Source organism: Paenochrobactrum pullorum (assembly GCF_041929845.1).
In the GTDB taxonomy this organism is placed as follows: Bacteria; Pseudomonadota; Alphaproteobacteria; order Rhizobiales; family Rhizobiaceae; genus Paenochrobactrum; species Paenochrobactrum pullorum.
Genome location: NZ_JBHEEH010000008.1, coordinates 1 through 16438, shown reverse-complemented (window position 1 = coordinate 16438; position 16438 = coordinate 1). Strand labels below are relative to the sequence as shown.

Sequence of the window (16438 nt, the reverse complement as noted above, 5' to 3'; positions counted from 1 at the left end):
TTTACCCGTGCAGAGTACTACTATGCCGGATCAGCCAATTGCTGGTGCAGATAATTGGTCTGAACTATTATCCGGCCGTCATTTGGCTATCGTTGTAGTCATGGCAAGCGGCGTTTTGCTTTATGCTATGAACCTTTATTTTACGGCTGCATTATTACCTTCCATTGTTGAGGATATCGGCGGACAGCAATATTATGCCTGGGTCACGACAGGTTTTGTGATCGCTGTTATTGTCGCCTCGTTTTTTGTCAGCCGCACTTTAGAATGGAAGGGGCCAGCTTTTACTTATGTCATGGCTTTTGTCATTTTTGCGATCGGAGCAGGTGTCAATGCAGTCAGTCCGACAATGGAGCTTTTAATTGTTGGTCGTGCCGCCATTGCCTGAGCGTCATTAGGCGCGCGCTACCGGTGTTGTCTCTGCATTGGCAGGTACATTGATGGCGGCAGGAGATGATGCTGCCATTGATGCCGCGCGTTATGTAACATTCGGCATCGCATTGCTGACTGTGATTGGTATTTTCTCGGCGGGCATTGCCAGTAAAAAGTAAATTTATGAAATCAGCAATGGCAGCTTTCAATAAAGGCCGCCAATGCTATTGATCTCTTTTTGTGAACAGGCTGTTTGCAATTTTACGACTTGTTTGAACAATGAATAAAGACGATCTCTCTATTAGAAAAGCGCTTATGCTGAGGATGAAAAGAGATCAAAAGGCGATGAACAGACGCTCCTTTATTGCTGCCGGTTTGGCGAGTACGGCATCTATTTTGACCACAGCGGGTGTTGGCTTTGCCGGGGATCTGTCACAGGAGAGAGTGACCATGGATGAGAAATTGTCACCAGTCGTTTCGCCATTGCCTTTTGCCATGACAACGCCGGTGCGTGTTGCCCGTGTCGGCTTGAAATCACGCGATGCCGAAAGTTTGGCTCAATATTACCGGAATATAATTGGCTTACAGGAAATAGCACGTCGTAATCATACGATTATTCTAGGGGCGGGTGATCGGGAATTACTTGAAATCGAGCAGTTTTCTTCTGCCAAACCAGATGATCCACGTAGCGCGGGTCTTTATCATACGGCCTTTTTGTTGCCTTCGCGTGTTGATCTGGCACGTTGGGCGCGCTTTGCTATTGATAAACAAATTCCGGTTGCCGGTGCTTCCGACCATAATGTCAGTGAAGCGGTTTATCTCACCGATCCGGAAGGCAACGGCATTGAAATTTATGCCGATCGTCCGCATGAAGGCTGGCAATGGAACGGCTCACAGGTGGTGATGGGAACTGAAGCTCTGGATGTTGGCAATTTGCTGGATGCTGGAAAACATGCAGGCGGTGAGTGGCTTGAGGCTCCGCAAAACACAGTTGTCGGTCATGTGCATCTGCGCGTTGGCAATGCACAGCACGCCGAAACTTTTTGGCATGACGAGCTGGGTTTTGATACGGTGCAAGCTTATGGTGACAAGGCTGTTTTCTTGTCAACCGGCGGCTATCATCACCATATCGCTGCCAATTCCTGGCAAAGTAATCGTGCAGAAAAACGCGATTTAGACCGCGCAGGATTGTCATTTGTAGTACTTGAAGACAGCCGTGGCGGCGCTTCGAATACATTTGAAGATCCTTGGGGCAATGTAATCACGACCAGCAAAGTCTGAAGAAACCGTTCTATCATTAAAAAAGTCCCGTTGATGAAAACGGGACTTTTAGAAACAACCGCAAGTGATGGCTGCAAATCTTAGAAGTCAAATAATTCGCCGAGCAGCGACTTCTTTTTAAGATATTTTTTATGCTCATAATCATCATCACGTCTGTAACGACCGTCATGAGCGCGCCCGTCATATTGACGATCACCGGAGCGCTGATCATTATGGTAAGCGGTTCTTGGCTCTTCTGCGGGAACTGATCGTTCAATAATCTTATCCAGCTCACCGCGATCCAGCCAGACGCCACGGCATTTAGGGCAATAATCAATTTCAATTCCCTGACGCTCGGACATGACCAGTTCACTATTATCAATAGGGCAGAGCATTATCTTTAAGACTCCTCATTTGCTTTCAAATGAAACTGGGAAGCGAATTATGACTTTTCAAGATTGCTCAAAATTTTTTATAATCGCTCGCGCTAGTTTTTCATGAGCGAAGAGTGTTTGATACGGCAGGGGCCGGAATTTTTACATATACCATCCAGATAACGATAGCGTACAGAAATGATCTGATTTGGTTTTGGCCACTTCTTACGCGGGATCATGGATTGATAGTCCTCACTTTCCGGCTGAAAGTTGAATGCTTCGCCGGTTTTTGGACATTCTGCCTGACCTTGCGCTTTCACACTGATAATCTTTGCAAAAAGCATATGCTCATTCGTTTGAGGCTTTTGAACCTGAACCGTCAGATCACAAATCTCCCAATTGGCGGCAGATGCGAATGGCGACGTGAATATAAAAATATTGCCTGCGATCAAAGATGTAATCAAAGGCTTGAATAGCTGACTGAGCATTGATTAATTTACCGCCTTGATGAAGATGTTAAAATAACAAGCGAAATTTTAAGATATCTCACGCTCAACCATAGCTTTGATTTTGACTGTTTTTTCAAAGTGGTCGAGCTTATGCGTTCTGATCCACCACTCTGCTGCTTCCATCAACAGCTCCGGATCATCATTTTTATTGGCAAAAAATGCGTAAAAAGAAAGGCCGACATTATCACCTTTGGCTGCAATCTTTTGATTGCAAACCTCAATGACTTTTTGGTTTAAGCTATTACGCATTGAATATTCCTGAAGGTTATTTATTGGGTGTTAATCATAAAGGAATTGGCCTCAATAAACCGGATGAAGTCATTCATCAACGGGGTTTCACGCTGTCTATCCCAAGCGATGCCGATATTGAAATTGCAATGCATATCTTCCAGTGGAATGGCGACCACATCCTGAGGCAGAGTTTTGGCAATAGCCGAGCCGTAAAGTGTATGCCTCTTTGCATGGCAATCAGCTGTAAAAGTACCGGCACGTCATCTGCCTCATCGCCGACAACGGGTAATCATCATCTATTTCATCATAGGTGCTGAGCTCATGAAGATAAGTCAGCAACAGCGCATGAATTTGTGGTTTCAAGCTTTTTGGCGCTATTTCGACTGAGATAATCATCCGTTTAACTTTCTGTTGTGTCTGCGCATTTCATGCACCTCTCAAGCCAATGCAATTGCCCCAAGGATCTATAAATTGGCACGTTTTTAAATTGTCCTGAATTGTAATCGGGCCACGATAAAGGGATGCGCTAATTGTTTGAAACATGGATTAATACCGCCGCGATGTTACCGTCGATAACCATAGAGACATCCTTTAATAAGGGCATTTTGCGGCTTTGTTTTTTTGATAACGCAGAAACTATTCATTTTAAAAATCATACTCATAAAGGCTGCCGACTTGTTAAATTGATACCAAACTGTCAGAAAGCATGAAATTTATTACATTCAAAATGTGGCTTAGAAAAGTATGGACGATATCATTATTCGCCGTCTTCAAAGAGATGAAGTTAAAAATGTCTGGCAGATTGAACGACGCGAAATTGTTGAAGATGTTTATTATGTAAAAGATGGCGATTTGTATCTTCGCTCTGAATTCTATGACACGCGCGACTGGCCGGATGGTGAGCCGGAGCTTTATACACCGGTCTTGCTTGATTGCTTTGATCATGGCGGTGTGTTTTTAGGAGCATTTAATGATGAAAAATTAGTGGCTGCCGGCGTTGTTGATGCACGTCCTGTAATCGATTATCCGGATTTGCGCCAATTGCCGTTTTTGCATGTCAGCCATGATTGGCGCGGAAAAAAGCTGGCATCCAAGTTTTATGGGCTTTGCAAAGAAATCGCGCTAGAACAGGGTGCGAAAGGCTTTTATATATCTGCGACATCCACACGCCGAACCGTTGATTTTTATATGCACCAAGGTGGTGTTTTAACCACAAAACCAGATAAGAAACTCTATGAGATGGAGCCGGATGATATCCATCTCATTCATTATTTTTTGAGCTGAGTTTTATATGATGCCGCCTTATGGGGAGCGGTATTTATAGCCATTTTTATCTTTCTTAGACTTTCGTATGAGTCGTTTTTTTGATGTTCAGATTTTTTTCATTACATTTTACGTAATATTGGTTCAAAAATGGGATGTTTTAGATTGAAGCCATAACATTAGATAAATATACTGATATTATTCAATATAAACAAAAACTTGTTTCGATATCTTCATCTTCTAATTTGATCATATATTCATTTTGAATAGCAATAAAATTGCTGAAATAAGCACATTGACAATAACTATATAATCTATTCGTATAGATAGAATAGTAACATTCAATGGGAGAAGAGAATGGATACTGGTCATAAAAAAAATTATATTCGGGAACATCAGAAAATAAGAACGACTGGGGGGGCACCCCTTCGAATGGCAAGCTTTGCTTTAGCAGCTTGTCTTATCACAACACCTGTTTTGGCAGAGCAGAATTTAAAGCCGCTTATTAATTCTGGCGAGAAATTATTGGAATTTGACTGGCCGGCACTTCAAATTGGCACCGGAGAATATGAAGAAGGTCCGACTGGGGTTACCGTATTCAAATTTGGCAAGAAATCACTTGGCGCAGTGGATGTGCGCGGCGGTGCGCCCGGTACTGTGAACACGGATTATTTGCGCCTTGGCTATGAAAAGCCGGAACTTGATGCAGTGGTTTTTTCAGGAGGCTCTTGGTACGGCTTGGAAAGCACCACAGCAGTGGCAACAGGTCTGAAAGACGACAATATCCGCAATGGTTATTGGGATAATTTGGCGCTGACAGTGGGTGCCATTATTTACGATTTTGGCGACCGTCGTCTCAATGAAGTTTATCCGGATAAAAAACTGGCGCAGGCTGCATTGCGGGCTGTGAGACCAGGTGTGTTTCCTCTTGGTTCGCAGGGAGCAGGGCGTTTTGCCCGTTCCGGTGGCTTCTTTGGTTGCGGCTCCTATTCAGGTCAAGGGGGCGCTTTCCGTCAGATTGGTGATATTAAAATCGCTGCTTTTACGGTTGTAAATGCAGGCGGTGTGATTACTGATCGTGATGGATCAATTGTCACTTGCTTTAAAGACAGTACCTGGCCGGAATCTACTAAAACCGCAGATCTTTTTGCAGGTGTTCCTCATAGCCGTAAACTTGGTTGGGATGGTGTTCCGCAAGGTGCCGATAATAAAAATACAACCATCAGTCTCGTTGTGACCAATCAAAAAATGACCTATGCGGAACTGCAAAGATTGGCAGTGCAAGTACATACCTCAATGGGACGAGGGTTACAGCCTTTCGCCACCGTCAATGACGGTGACGTTCTCTATGCAGTCTCAACCGGCGAAGTCGGGGACGATGTCAAGGCAGGCGGCATGTCTGCAAGTGATTTGGGGGCAGGAATTAGTACAGGTGATCTGGGTGCAATTGCATCAGAAGTGATGTGGGATGCTATTCTCGCTTCAGTGCCTGAGCAGCCGAAAAAATTGGTTCCTGCCGAAGATCTGAAATTATCAGAAGATAACTTGGCTAAAATGACAGGTAAATATGTTTTCAGTCCTTTTGTAACTGTCGAAATTACGCATAAAGATGGTCAGCTTTATGCGCAGGCAGTGGGTGACAGACCTGCTTTTGCAATTGGTAAAGAAAAACCGGTTAAACTCTCTGCAGTTTCAGAAAATCTTTTTACTGTTGCAGATCGTTATCCGCTAGCTCTTCAGTTTGATGAGGCAAGTGGGCTGACGATCAATCCCGGTCATTGGGAGCAAAAATCGATTAAGTCGAGCAAATAATTATCTTGATTACGGGCGGCCTGCGGGCCGCCTTATTGCTATAGGTTTAATGTTCGCTCATAAAAATATCCAAATATGAATTAAGGGTACATGTAATGCTTCACGGTCTTTCTGCTTTTCCTGTGACGCCCGTCAGCGAACAGGGGATTTTAAATAGTGAAGCTTTGAAGCAATTAACCGAACGGATGATTACCGCAGGTGTTCATTCTATCGGTCTTTTGGGTAGTACGGGTGCATATATGTACCTGAATGAGAGAACGAGGCGGCAGGCCATTGAAGTGGCGCAGACACAGAATAACGGACGGGTGCCGCTTGTCGTCGGCATCAGTGCCATGCGTACTGATGATGCGGTGAATTATGCCAAAGACGCGAAAGCAATGGGAGCGACAGCCGGATTACTATCTGCTGTATCCTACACACCACTCACCGAAGATGAAGTATTTGTGCATTTTACAACAGTTGCCCGTCAAAGCGGCCTGCCATTATGTATTTATGACAACCCTTCAACGACTCATTTTACTTTTTCAGAGCGCTTGATATTCCGTTTAGCTCAAATGCCCGATATCGTCGGGATTAAGAACCCTTTGCCAGTCTGTGAAATCAAAGAACATTTACAACGCCAAAGAGTCAATATGCCAACGGGTTTTGAAATCGGTTATAGTGGAGATTGGGGTTGCGCTGATGCACTGATTGCAGGCGCTGATACATGGTATAGCGTCTTAGCTGGCACATTTCCGGGTATTTGTGTTGAATTAACAAATGCAGCGCAAACCGGTGATATCAACAAAGCGCGGGATTTAAACATGCGCTTGCAACCGCTCTGGGATGTTTTCAAAAAATATTCCAGTTTGCGCGTTACTTACGAAATGCTTGATTATTTTGAAATAGCAGATGCCGCACTTCCTAAACCACTTTTGCCTTTAAGCTTATCGGATCGTGAAAGTGTCATTCGGGTTTTAGAAAATTATTCGACGGATTTTTTACGGTAACTCACTCCGATTAAGCATAATCAGAACGGTTTTGTAACAATGAAGGCAATGATTGCTACGATGATGAGAGCGATCAATGAATAGATTTTATCACTCATAGTCTCTCCTGAAAACACGCTTTTATTGAAGCAAATCAGGTGTGATGCTTTAGGCCAAGATTGTATTGTTACCGTAGCCAATTATATCCTTTTTTTAGAGTTTTTATTATGAATTATGAAATTTGAATTGCAGAATAAATATGGATTTTAAATAAAATTGAGTTCCACAAGCGGGGAGAAGCAAAGTAGAAGCCCGATTAATGCAAGTTTGCTCCTGTGATAAAACAATCCCCACAAACCGAAAATAAGGGCTATCGGCACAGTAAAAATGCAATAAATTATCAAATAGCCGTCATTACCAGTGCCAAATATAGTGATATAATAAAACAATAAAGCAGTTATCGCGCCAAATATTATCGCTATGATTGCGGAAAAGCAGATGTTTCTTTGGACACGATACTGATCTGTTTGCATAATTATTGGCAGCGTTCACGATTAAGTCGGACTTTTATTTTGTCAGCCTTACCTTCTGCCACTGTTTTTGAAGTTAAAATATGTGCGCGAAGCGAACAGGTACCAGCAAGCACTTCAAAATTATTGGCTCGGATATACATAACTGAGTGGATCGGGTGTTTGGGCAGTTTTTTAGCAACAGTATCAACGATTGCTTTTACCTCTGCCGCCCGTTGCTTGGATGGGCTTACAGCCGCTTCTGCGATTTGATAAACACCTGATAAATTGAGCATAAGGGCAGCGGTAAAGATAGGAATAGCTTTCTTCATTGGCCAGGCCTCCGATTGAGCTGATGAGTTTCAAATTAATGTCTATTCGACGCGACAGTGACTGAAACGTCAATGGATAAAGACATAATTTTTTATTTTATCATGTCACATTTGGTTGGATGATCAGCAAGGCAAAGGAAGTATAACACACTAAATATCATTGATAAGGCGGCTTTGATTGCCGCATATAATTGCTGTCATTATAAAACTGCTCAGAATTTTTCTCCATACAATTGATAAATGCCAATTTTTGTTCAGCATATTGATATGTTTGCATAAATGCGCCCATATATAAGGCTGATCATTCGCACTTCAAAGCCTTAGCGTGCCCTATAGATGGCAGTGATTTTTCCACCAATGAGTGCCTGATCTGTCAACTTGCCGCTCTCAATGAAATCACTGTCGATTGGTAAAGGTGGATCAAATTGTAAATCCATTGCAAAGAATCCTGCCGGATGTGGCATATCCTGGATAAATTTGAGTAAGGCTTGTCGGGAACTAGCATTGATCTGGCTGTCGGGCAGCATTTCAATAGCTTTGCTTGCTAAATCACGCAGGCGCGCAATATCGGCTTCCAGATCTCTTTCTTCGCTTTCTGAGGGCAAGGCAGCGTAATTGGCAAGTACAGGTAGGGCGAAACTCTCCCATATGCCTTGATTATCAAGCCGTATACGCAGATGTGAAAGTGTGGCGGTTGGATGAGCTATGAGTGATGCAACCGATGAACCGGCCGGCAGATTTATTTCGGCAGAGATTGAAGCTTTGCCGAGCTTTGTGCTGCTGATTTCTGCATTCTGAATATGTAGAAATCCGCTTTCTGGATTAAAGCGGTAGGAGGCTGAGACATCCATTGGCCATTGTTGAATTGAGGTGATGTAATTCGACATATGGTTGCCGCTTTGCAGTATCATACGGATACCGTCTACCGCAATCCGTCCCCATTGCGGCGGAGCTTTATTCAAGTCAGGCGTATCCGACAAGTAATCCTGAAAGCGGTCAAATTCGACGATGGCTCTTTCAATTGACCAGTCCATGAAACTCGATGAATCATAAATACTGTTTGAAATGATGCAACCTTCAGGAATGTCCCGAACGGCATTATCCTTGCGGGGCTTGAGAACATTCACGTTCTTTAGAAATTCTTCACACTGGCTAAATTTAGCTTTGTCTACTCCATCCGTTGTTGCTTGAGCGAATACAGAGGTGACGGTAAGAGATAGCATAAACGTAGGCAGAATGAGACGCATTTTAACCCGTTCTATATTAAACAAGATTTCAAAATAGACTTGTTTCACACCGTAGCTGCTGTCAAGCGCAATAAAAAATTCATGATTGTCGCTGTTGCAGCTATTAATAGGGTTTGGCTTGATAGGTTATGCTGCCATTATCAAAGCTTATGATGTGTTGAGAAAGCAGTATTAAAAAATAAACCCCATGCAATTGACGCTGCACGGGGCTTCTTGGTTCTATTGATTAACAGGTCAGTTGCTGATTATCATCTTTTTGAAAGGCTGTATTTCAGCCTTCGGGGCCACGTCTTTTTTCTTTATGCTACTCCCGCGAACCCGGCAGAAATATTCAGTCTGCGCATGGCTAACTTGCAGATGTGTTCCTTGTGATGTGAAACCATTCTTGCACTCAATGACATATACGCCGTTATTAACATGGATAGAGTAGGCGAAGGCTTGAGAAAAAGGTGCCATCAATAATACAGATACGACCGCGAGTTTTGTAAGATATTTGCGTTTCATAATCATTCCTGCCATTGAACTGATCTCAAATTACGTGTGGGAGAATGAACGCTCACTGAATAATCTATTCATATTTCAGATAGCTGAAGATGCTTGTGTTATCAGTAACAAAAGCCTGGATGAGATGGGGGGGCGAGAGAGCGGCAGTGATCTTTTGAGTTGTCTATGTTGGTCGATGATGACGTAGTAATGCATTAGGTGAGCAACGATTATGGAGTAGATGCTGAGCAATATATATAAACGCCCAAAGATGTATCTTATCAATCAGACATTGTTCTTACATTGTTCCTCAATAATACACCCTCAATTGATGACACTGGGAGATTAGAGAGCATCAGGAAGATGCTTTAAAGTAATAATTCAATTGTCATTAATGTTTATTTTGATATCGAAAGTATTAATCATGTCAATACAAGTATGGCATGGTAACATTGGTTAAAACATCATTTATGTTGTTTGTATAGGGAGGATTTGGTTGTTGGAATTTCACCATTCAAGCCATCGTTGGAGCTAGCAATGGCTGTAAATGGTAATTATCTGGAGATTTTAAATCATTATTCTTTGCGTATATCTGCCTGCTCAACATCGTCTGAATTTATAAAACTTCGTCGTGAAGCCGCTAGAAAAGCAATTAGATCAACAAATATATTGTGGGATGACGTCAATACTGACTGGCCGGTAAGTTTAGAGTCATATGCTCATCGGCTTCAAAGTCTATTTCATGATAAAATTCCTGAAATACAATATTTTCTTGAAGCAAGTTAAAGAAACACCGACTGTGGAATATGATTTCCTTAAGCGTTTAATTGCATTTGTTGATTGGATGGGAGAGGTGTCACCACTAATTATAAAATGAATTAGCGGTGATAAGCGCATGCGTGAACACACTGCATAAGGTTACCACTTTATAACCCATTCTGCGCATATTAATCGCAGGTGTTGTTTCATATTTCGTTCTGATATGGTTGGGAGTCATGATGGCAAGCATCAAATAACGCTTAAAGCTGCCAAAGCCGTCAGTCAGTCATTATAAAAGGGTAGGGGTGAATGAGACAATTAATAATTATATGGGCAGTTTTTCTCTGAATGTTGAACAACTTGAGCGAAGGTTACCCAAATGCATCAGCGCTGCCAATTAAACAAATGACGCTCGGTGGATGCTGATGCTTCAGATAGTGGTTTCAGGCTATGCGATTAACAAATTACTGCCTATCGCCCAATACGCAACAGGCCTTTGAAACTACTCGTTAATGGCAGCTGATGTACTGCTCGATTGAGGAGAAGATAATCTCACTCTTTGTAGAGGGGTTTTTCTTTTAGGCTTTGGAAGAAGGCCGTCTTTTTGTGCTTGTTTTTTAGCGGCTTTACGTGCCCGGCTAATCGCATCAGCCTTTTCACGAACTCTACGCTCGGAAGGCTTCTCATAGGCGCGTCTAGCTTTTAGCTCACGTAAAATACCTTCGCGTTGCATTTTCTTTTTTAAAACGCGTAATGCTTGATCAACATTGTTATCTCTTACTAGAACTTGCAATTTAGGCTCTTTCTCGCTTTTATAAACGATTGGAGTTGTTGGTAATTAAATGAAATAAAAAAGGCCGAGCGATTGCTCAGCCTTCAAAATTTATAGCCATTCCAGTGCCAGTACGTCCGTGGTCAAAGGAAGGCGGCTATACAATTAAGCAGCTTGCAGGTTGCAAGCAGATGTCTTACCTGAACGATTATCGCGTTCTGTATCGAAGGAAATTGTCTGGCCTTCTGTCAAAGACTGCATACCTGAACGCTCAACAGCAGAAATATGTACAAATACATCTGCGCCGCCATTATCAGGCTGAATAAAGCCGAAGCCTTTTGTTGAATTAAACCATTTAACTGTGCCTGTGGTCATAACGAACCCTTTCTTAGCAACAATAGGATATCCCAGCACAAGAGCGTACTGTGAACGTGAAAGCGATTTTTTGAAAGAAGGTTCGTTAAAGACACACAAAGTGCGCAAAAAGCAAAGCTAAACAAGCAAATATCGATACGCCTAATGTATGGTAGATAATCGCAATGTCAACCCTTGGTTTGAACTTTTGTTGATTTCAACTTTTTGGTAATTTCATGTTTCGTTATTAATGCAAGCGTCATAGGGTTATTTGATAGTTTTAAATTAATGAGACTATTCATAATTCATTTCAACGTGGCCAAAGCTTGAGGCGTTTTCCGTGACGTTTTATGTCCACGAAAGTGCCACGGCGTCATTTTATATCCAATATGTTCTTTTTCTTGATTTAATGAACTTGCTTAAAAAGTCTTTATATTCTAAGGCTTTCATAGGTTCGGAGCGTAGCGCAGCTAAGTAGCGCACTTGAATGGGGAAAAGTTTCCCTACTTCGAACTCTCTTTTAAAATCAATATGTTATTATTTGATGCACTGTCCTTTGCAGGGATTTCTGTGGGACTAATTGCGTGCAGCGCATTTCTGATGTCCTCAACCAGTGCATGAGCATATTTTGTCGTAGTTTTTATATCTTCATGTCCTAGAAGTTTTTGCGCAACCCGTAGGTTGCTGGCACGTAGAATTCTTGTAGCGGTGGTATGTCTTATACCATGGAAGCGAAAGTTTTGTACGCCTGAGTTTTTTACAGCCCGTCGCATTGCGCTTTTTAAACCAGATTCTGTGAGTGGGTACGGACAATCTGCGAGACTTGCCTGACGCATTTCAATATCTCTGGCAGTGGTTCATGGATTTGAACGCAAGCCGATCAACAGGAATGAGCGTCAGCCCTATATCATGGGCAGAGATTGAGGCTTATTCATCAGGCTTGCAGCTTGGCATAAAGCCGTGGGAGCGCCGTATCTTGCGCGATATGGATACCCACGCATAGGTAAGCCACAAGGATTTCATCATAGTTCTCCCACTTGTTAACGCCTCCATATGACGCGAGTCGTTTAACGGGTGGGAGTGAGACTAAGGTATGAGTATTGGCCGTATGCGTGAGCTTAGGATTGAAGGAGAGTGCTCAAGTTTTTAATAAGAAACTATAAGTAAGGATTTTCTTAACTGTGAAATGTTTGACTCGCTGTGATTTCAATTGGTTAAGATGGTGGAAGTATGCGCGAGCAAACACAGCAGTTTATTTCGAACACTAATGAAATAGTATTACAAATATCGGACTTGTTGGTGACATATGCCTTTTCAGTAATCGGGGCTATTGTCATTCTTCTTTTAGGATGGATAATTGCGGGGTATTTGGAACGGATTGCCAAAAAGTCTCTTGCCAAAATTCATGGTTTTGATGCAACTTTAACGGGTTTTCTCAGTCAATTTATACGCTACGGAACATTGTTGATTGTTCTGGTTATGGTTCTTGGGCAGTTTGGAATACAAACAGCTTCAATACTGGCAGCTTTAGGTGCCATCGGCTTAGCGATTGGCTTAGCATTGCAAGGTACGCTGCAAAATATTGCTGCGGGCATCATGTTACTGATATTACGCCCTTTTGCGGTAGGTGATTATATATCAACAAGTGCGGTTGCAGGCACAGTTAAGGAAATTGACCTATTTACATCGGAGCTGACCACTTATGATGGATTAAATATTGTGGTTCCAAACTCAGTTCTTTGGAATACCCCAGTTACCAACTATAGCCGCCTTGATACTCGGCTGCATGATTTTCAAGTGCGCATTAGTTACGAGAATGATATTCAGGCCGCTTTCCAACTAATTAATTCAATTATAACTGCCCAAAAAGGTGTTCTTAATGAACCCGAACCGATTTTTTTCGTCGCTGAACTCGCGGAAAATGCAGTTGTATTGAATTGTCGTTATTGGATTGCAGCATCTGAATACTGGACTGTCAGCCGCAAAACTATTGAAGAGGTTAAGTATGCTTTTGATAAAAATGGGATTAGCATTCCTTATAATCAGATAGTCTATCATAAAGCAGCATAATAAAGCGCCCTTAGGGCGCTTTATTCGTCCGTCTTGGTGGGGTGGTTCCCCTCGACATTAGAAGGCAAGGAGTTTGAACGTTAAGCTGCGTTGGCTTTATCTCTTGGGGCATCATTTACCAAATGATACGGCTGAATTAAAACCTCTGCCGGAATGTGCCAGTCTCTGTTGAGTTTGAATGCCATATCCATAGTAAGTTGGCGCTTCTTGCTTAGAACTTCGGAAGCGCGAGAGCGTGATCCGATTACATCAGCAAGGGCAGCCTGCTTATATCCGGCCATATCCATATGTGCCTGAATGGCTTCGATAGGGTCGGGTGTCGTAATAGGGTAGTGTTTATCCTCATATGCTTCAATGAGAGTAGCGAGGATATCGAAGCGATCACCATCAGGGGAGCCTACTTCTGGTTCATTCTCGAAGTATTTGGTAATTTCGACAATAGCCCAATCATAGTCGGCTTCGGTTTTAATAGGACGAATATTTTCCATCACACCTTCTCCGGATTGATTTTGTCATATTCTTTATGTGTCCCGACAAACTTGATGAGAACACGGTGAAACTTGTATGCCACATGCACAACGATACGGTATTTGTTGCCGCCAATGTCAAAAATAACGCGATTGTCACTAACAAAGTCTGCGGAGCCGAACATAGCCTTGATATCCTGCGGACTAGACCATTCGGCCTTGCTTACCGCTAGATACCAAGCTGTCAAAGGTGCCTCAGCTTGATTGTGCTTAACCCAGAATTCTTTGAGTGCTTTTTTGGCTATGATCTGCATGTCATTATATAACTCATTCCCGAATTGGGAACAAGTAAAAAAATTCCCAAAATGGGAAATAATCGAAAATGGAAATTTTGATATAATATGAGAGCGCCCTACGGGGCGCTTTTCTATTGGACGAAAGACGGAGAAAAATTGTCTGGCCTTTAGAGGGTGTTTTTGTATGAACTCCAAATCTAAGAATAAAGGGGGAGTTCATGTCACCAACAATGGCTTTTATTATTTTAGCAGTTATTTTGCTGCTGCCGATTTTCCTTTTATATTTGTTATATCGTATATATCGATCTAAAAAATTGTTAGTTTCTGAGATTGAGGCGATCAAGCAAAGATTCAAACCAGTGCTTGATTTGGACGCTGAGGTATTGAGGCTCAGTGCTGAGATTACTGATCTTAACATACAAGTAGGTGATTTAAGGTCTTTGTATGGGGAGAAAAAGTCGATTTATGATCGCCTTTTAAGAGAAGTCGCTATTTTTGATGAAAAAATAGCGTTTGCAGAAATGGGAGTATATGAGCCTCATTTCGATTTTACAGATAGTGAAGAATATAAAGCGGCAATTGTTGATGTTAGAGATCAGCAGAAGGCTATGGTTAGCAATAAGGTGGCCGTTATTTGCCCCACTGATTGGACGGTTGAAGGTAGTCGAGCCAAGGGAAAGACCATGGCCAACCGCAATATACGTCTCACGTTGAGGGCTTTTAACAATGAATGTGACGCCGCCATTGCTAATATTCGATGGAACAATGCCAATGCCATGGAAAAGCGCATAGTAAACGCTTGCACCCAAATTGATAAGTTGAACGAGTCGAATACGACCTATGTCTCTAAGCAATATTTATCGCTTAAGCTTAAAGAGTTATATTTGACCCATGAATACCGTGAAAAGCTAAAGGTTGAGCGCGATGAGAGGGTTGAGGCGGCTCGTCTTGCTCGAGAGGAACAAAAATTACTTCGTGACATGGAGCGTGCAGAAGAAGAGGAAGACCGTTATCAGCGGCTTTTGAATAAAGCAAAAGCAGACGCAGAAAAAGCGGTAGGGCCGAAGCTTGAAGCTTATAATGAGCAGATAAAATTACTGGAAATGAATTTAGCAGAAGCGCATGCAAAATTTGAACGCGCTCAAGCAATGGCCGAAAAAACCAGATCGGGATATGTTTATATTATATCGAACATAGGTTCATTTGGTGGTGACGTAATTAAAATCGGACTCACCAGACGTCTTGACCCGATGGATAGAGTGAGAGAACTTGGAGACGCTAGTGTCCCCTTCATCTTCGACACGCACGCTATAATCTATAGTGATGACGCGCCTTCATTGGAGCGCGCCCTTCATAATGAATTTGAGCCAACCCGTGTCAATACCCAGAATTACCGCAAAGAATTCTTTCGTGCCTCTTTGGATGATGTAGAGAAGGCGGTTGCACGGCTTGCACCCGAAGCACCGTTTTTTAAAGATATTGAAGCACAAGATTATCGAGAAACATTAGCCCGAAGACAGCACGTTCTTACAGGGGGCAGCACCCTAAAAGACGCGCTGCCGGATATGATTTGAATAAAGCGCCTTCTGGTGCTTTTTCTATTTGAAAGGATCTATTGATTTGGGGTGAGGCCCTGTTGAGAAGACGACTTTTTGAACTCCGGATTTTATGCCTTGATATGGAGAGCAATGCTCAATAGCGCGAGATACTGATAAAATGAACACCCTCTGCTCGCCGCTGAGAGTTTTTTTGTCAGTCGAAGTAATGTCTATCACTGCGCCATCATTATCAAACTCCACATCGAAATGAGCTGTTAGCTCTAAGTGCTCAACCCCAGTTGGTGCGTTCCAGCATTTGTTTGCATGTGATGTGATGTCGACTGTCTCATTGGCTGAGGCGGTGCCCACAAGCGCGAGCAAGATGCCCGTAATCATTTAAATAGTGCATTGTCCTCTCCGTTAAACGCGGGGACGACAGGCGGTTTGTAAGCGATGTTTCGATCACACCTTGTTTGGATAGTTCCATGGTAAAAGTTGGTCTATGTCGCACTGTTTATGGCCATTGACGATTGCAGTTAGTGTGCTTGTCAGCCACTTTTGCGGATCGATGGCGTTGAGCTTACAAGTCTCGATTAGCGATGCGAGCATCGCCCAGTTTTTGGCACCTGCTTCGTGGCCTGCAAAGAGTGCGTTTTTTCTGTTCAATGCGATTGGTCGGATTGTTCGCTCGAGGATAAGAACAGGCAGAGGCCATCCCAGTATTTGGCGATATATTTTAAAGCCTCACCCAATGGGACTTTTGCCGATACTCGTGTACGGTGATAAACAAGCCATGTTTCCATATCGATGATCGCGGTTTTGATT

Annotated in this window: 21 protein-coding genes and 1 pseudogene; 9 read left to right on the top strand and 13 right to left on the bottom strand. The window is 42.7% G+C overall.

Annotation, left to right across the window (positions count from 1 at the left end; all coding sequences use genetic code 11):
* Positions 1-7: 7 nt before the first annotated feature.
* Together JNC77_RS11920 and JNC77_RS11915 are read left to right on the top strand one after the other, a co-directional pair.
* Entirely contained in the window at positions 8-385 is a 378-nt protein-coding gene (locus tag JNC77_RS11920; RefSeq protein WP_374832774.1) for an MFS transporter, read from the top strand.
* A gap of 434 nt (positions 386-819) precedes the next feature.
* Positions 820-1650: a VOC family protein gene (locus JNC77_RS11915; RefSeq protein WP_374832982.1), complete on the top strand. Its 831-nt coding sequence runs from the start codon at positions 820-822 to the stop codon at positions 1648-1650.
* Positions 1651-1730: 80 nt separating this feature from the next.
* Here JNC77_RS11915 and JNC77_RS11910 read toward each other — a convergent pair whose 3' ends face one another.
* From JNC77_RS11910 to JNC77_RS11900, 3 genes are all read right to left on the bottom strand, one after another.
* Positions 1731-2024 (bottom strand): TFIIB-type zinc ribbon-containing protein, encoded by a 294-nt coding sequence (locus JNC77_RS11910; protein WP_374832772.1) that lies wholly within the window; start codon positions 2022-2024, stop codon positions 1731-1733.
* Between the two features lie 92 nt (positions 2025-2116).
* Positions 2117-2491, bottom strand: a complete 375-nt coding sequence (locus JNC77_RS11905; RefSeq protein ID WP_374832770.1) for a hypothetical protein — start codon at positions 2489-2491, stop codon at positions 2117-2119.
* A 48-nt stretch (positions 2492-2539) separates the two neighbouring features.
* A complete protein-coding gene (locus JNC77_RS11900; RefSeq protein WP_374832768.1) occupies positions 2540-2761 on the bottom strand; it encodes a DUF6500 family protein in 222 nt (73 codons plus the stop codon).
* A gap of 726 nt (positions 2762-3487) precedes the next feature.
* On the opposite strand from JNC77_RS11900, the gene JNC77_RS11895 reads away from it, so the two are divergent.
* The 3 genes from JNC77_RS11895 (at position 3488) to JNC77_RS11885 (ending at position 6807) form a co-directional block, all read left to right on the top strand.
* Positions 3488-4027 (top strand): GNAT family N-acetyltransferase, encoded by a 540-nt coding sequence (locus JNC77_RS11895; protein WP_374832766.1) that lies wholly within the window; start codon positions 3488-3490, stop codon positions 4025-4027.
* A gap of 411 nt (positions 4028-4438) precedes the next feature.
* Positions 4439-5818 (top strand): P1 family peptidase, encoded by a 1380-nt coding sequence (locus JNC77_RS11890; protein ID WP_374832764.1) that lies wholly within the window; start codon positions 4439-4441, stop codon positions 5816-5818.
* Between the two features lie 95 nt (positions 5819-5913).
* Positions 5914-6807 (top strand): dihydrodipicolinate synthase family protein, encoded by an 894-nt coding sequence (locus JNC77_RS11885; RefSeq protein WP_374832762.1) that lies wholly within the window; start codon positions 5914-5916, stop codon positions 6805-6807.
* Positions 6808-7321: 514 nt separating this feature from the next.
* On the opposite strand, the gene JNC77_RS11880 is transcribed toward JNC77_RS11885, so the two are convergent.
* From JNC77_RS11880 to JNC77_RS11870, 3 genes are all read right to left on the bottom strand, one after another.
* A complete protein-coding gene (locus tag JNC77_RS11880; RefSeq protein WP_374832760.1) occupies positions 7322-7627 on the bottom strand; it encodes a hypothetical protein in 306 nt (101 codons plus the stop codon).
* A 320-nt stretch (positions 7628-7947) separates the two neighbouring features.
* Positions 7948-8922 carry a hypothetical protein gene (locus tag JNC77_RS11875; protein ID WP_374832758.1) on the bottom strand — a complete coding sequence of 325 codons (975 nt, stop codon included), beginning with the start codon at positions 8920-8922 and terminating at the stop codon, positions 7948-7950.
* Positions 8923-9108: 186 nt separating this feature from the next.
* The gene (locus tag JNC77_RS11870; RefSeq protein WP_374832756.1) at positions 9109-9378 is read right to left on the bottom strand and encodes a hypothetical protein; all 270 of its coding nucleotides are present in this window, start codon (positions 9376-9378) and stop codon (positions 9109-9111) included.
* Positions 9379-9894: 516 nt separating this feature from the next.
* Between JNC77_RS11870 and JNC77_RS11865 the strand changes: the two genes are divergently transcribed.
* Positions 9895-10143: a hypothetical protein gene (locus JNC77_RS11865; RefSeq protein ID WP_374832754.1), complete on the top strand. Its 249-nt coding sequence runs from the start codon at positions 9895-9897 to the stop codon at positions 10141-10143.
* Positions 10144-10618: 475 nt separating this feature from the next.
* On the opposite strand, the gene rpsU is transcribed toward JNC77_RS11865, so the two are convergent.
* From rpsU to JNC77_RS11850, 3 genes are all read right to left on the bottom strand, one after another.
* A complete protein-coding gene (gene rpsU, locus JNC77_RS11860) occupies positions 10619-10909 on the bottom strand; it encodes a 30S ribosomal protein S21 (RefSeq protein WP_374832752.1) in 291 nt (96 codons plus the stop codon).
* 144 nt (positions 10910-11053) lie between these two features.
* Positions 11054-11263: a cold-shock protein gene (locus tag JNC77_RS11855; RefSeq protein ID WP_374832750.1), complete on the bottom strand. Its 210-nt coding sequence runs from the start codon at positions 11261-11263 to the stop codon at positions 11054-11056.
* Between the two features lie 482 nt (positions 11264-11745).
* The gene (locus tag JNC77_RS11850; protein ID WP_374832748.1) at positions 11746-12078 is read right to left on the bottom strand and encodes a tyrosine-type recombinase/integrase; all 333 of its coding nucleotides are present in this window, start codon (positions 12076-12078) and stop codon (positions 11746-11748) included.
* Between JNC77_RS11850 and JNC77_RS11845 the strand changes: the two genes are divergently transcribed.
* Together JNC77_RS11845 and JNC77_RS11840 are read left to right on the top strand one after the other, a co-directional pair.
* Positions 12042-12245: a phage tail assembly chaperone gene (locus JNC77_RS11845; protein ID WP_445482848.1), complete on the top strand. Its 204-nt coding sequence runs from the start codon at positions 12042-12044 to the stop codon at positions 12243-12245. The genes JNC77_RS11850 and JNC77_RS11845 overlap by 37 nt on opposite strands.
* 227 nt (positions 12246-12472) lie before the next feature.
* Positions 12473-13312: a mechanosensitive ion channel family protein gene (locus tag JNC77_RS11840; protein ID WP_374832744.1), complete on the top strand. Its 840-nt coding sequence runs from the start codon at positions 12473-12475 to the stop codon at positions 13310-13312.
* Positions 13313-13392: 80 nt separating this feature from the next.
* On the opposite strand, the gene JNC77_RS11835 is transcribed toward JNC77_RS11840, so the two are convergent.
* Positions 13393-13800, bottom strand: a complete 408-nt coding sequence (locus tag JNC77_RS11835) for a helix-turn-helix domain-containing protein (RefSeq protein WP_374832742.1) — start codon at positions 13798-13800, stop codon at positions 13393-13395.
* Positions 13800-14093, bottom strand: a complete 294-nt coding sequence (locus JNC77_RS11830; RefSeq protein WP_374832740.1) for a type II toxin-antitoxin system HigB family toxin — start codon at positions 14091-14093, stop codon at positions 13800-13802. Before JNC77_RS11830 ends, JNC77_RS11835 begins: the two co-directional genes overlap by 1 nt.
* 200 nt (positions 14094-14293) lie before the next feature.
* Between JNC77_RS11830 and JNC77_RS11825 the strand changes: the two genes are divergently transcribed.
* Positions 14294-15649: an SNIPE associated domain-containing protein gene (locus JNC77_RS11825; protein WP_374832738.1), complete on the top strand. Its 1356-nt coding sequence runs from the start codon at positions 14294-14296 to the stop codon at positions 15647-15649.
* 24 nt (positions 15650-15673) lie between these two features.
* Here the strand turns inward: JNC77_RS11825 and JNC77_RS17660 are convergent, their stop codons facing one another.
* Positions 15674-16009: a UCP034077 family protein gene (locus JNC77_RS17660; RefSeq protein WP_510186620.1), complete on the bottom strand. Its 336-nt coding sequence runs from the start codon at positions 16007-16009 to the stop codon at positions 15674-15676.
* A gap of 66 nt (positions 16010-16075) precedes the next feature.
* Positions 16076-16438 (bottom strand): annotated as a pseudogene (locus tag JNC77_RS11820) (transposase domain-containing protein); the annotation flags it as partial.

Coding starts and splice junctions, on each gene's coding strand:
- JNC77_RS11915 (WP_374832982.1), top strand. CDS start 820: ATGGATGAGAAATTGTCACCAGTCGTTTCGCCATTGCCTTTTGCCATG.
- JNC77_RS11910 (WP_374832772.1), bottom strand. CDS start 2,024: ATGCTCTGCCCTATTGATAATAGTGAACTGGTCATGTCCGAGCGTCAG.
- JNC77_RS11905 (WP_374832770.1), bottom strand. CDS start 2,491: ATGCTCAGTCAGCTATTCAAGCCTTTGATTACATCTTTGATCGCAGGC.
- JNC77_RS11900 (WP_374832768.1), bottom strand. CDS start 2,761: ATGCGTAATAGCTTAAACCAAAAAGTCATTGAGGTTTGCAATCAAAAG.
- JNC77_RS11895 (WP_374832766.1), top strand. CDS start 3,488: ATGGACGATATCATTATTCGCCGTCTTCAAAGAGATGAAGTTAAAAAT.
- JNC77_RS11890 (WP_374832764.1), top strand. CDS start 4,439: ATGGCAAGCTTTGCTTTAGCAGCTTGTCTTATCACAACACCTGTTTTG.
- JNC77_RS11885 (WP_374832762.1), top strand. CDS start 5,914: ATGCTTCACGGTCTTTCTGCTTTTCCTGTGACGCCCGTCAGCGAACAG.
- JNC77_RS11880 (WP_374832760.1), bottom strand. CDS start 7,627: ATGAAGAAAGCTATTCCTATCTTTACCGCTGCCCTTATGCTCAATTTA.
- JNC77_RS11870 (WP_374832756.1), bottom strand. CDS start 9,378: ATGAAACGCAAATATCTTACAAAACTCGCGGTCGTATCTGTATTATTG.
- JNC77_RS11865 (WP_374832754.1), top strand. CDS start 9,895: ATGGCTGTAAATGGTAATTATCTGGAGATTTTAAATCATTATTCTTTG.
- JNC77_RS11855 (WP_374832750.1), bottom strand. CDS start 11,263: ATGACCACAGGCACAGTTAAATGGTTTAATTCAACAAAAGGCTTCGGC.
- JNC77_RS11850 (WP_374832748.1), bottom strand. CDS start 12,078: ATGCGTCAGGCAAGTCTCGCAGATTGTCCGTACCCACTCACAGAATCT.
- JNC77_RS11840 (WP_374832744.1), top strand. CDS start 12,473: ATGCGCGAGCAAACACAGCAGTTTATTTCGAACACTAATGAAATAGTA.
- JNC77_RS11835 (WP_374832742.1), bottom strand. CDS start 13,800: ATGGAAAATATTCGTCCTATTAAAACCGAAGCCGACTATGATTGGGCT.
- JNC77_RS11830 (WP_374832740.1), bottom strand. CDS start 14,093: ATGCAGATCATAGCCAAAAAAGCACTCAAAGAATTCTGGGTTAAGCAC.
- JNC77_RS11825 (WP_374832738.1), top strand. CDS start 14,294: ATGTCACCAACAATGGCTTTTATTATTTTAGCAGTTATTTTGCTGCTG.
- JNC77_RS17660 (WP_510186620.1), bottom strand. CDS start 16,009: ATGATTACGGGCATCTTGCTCGCGCTTGTGGGCACCGCCTCAGCCAAT.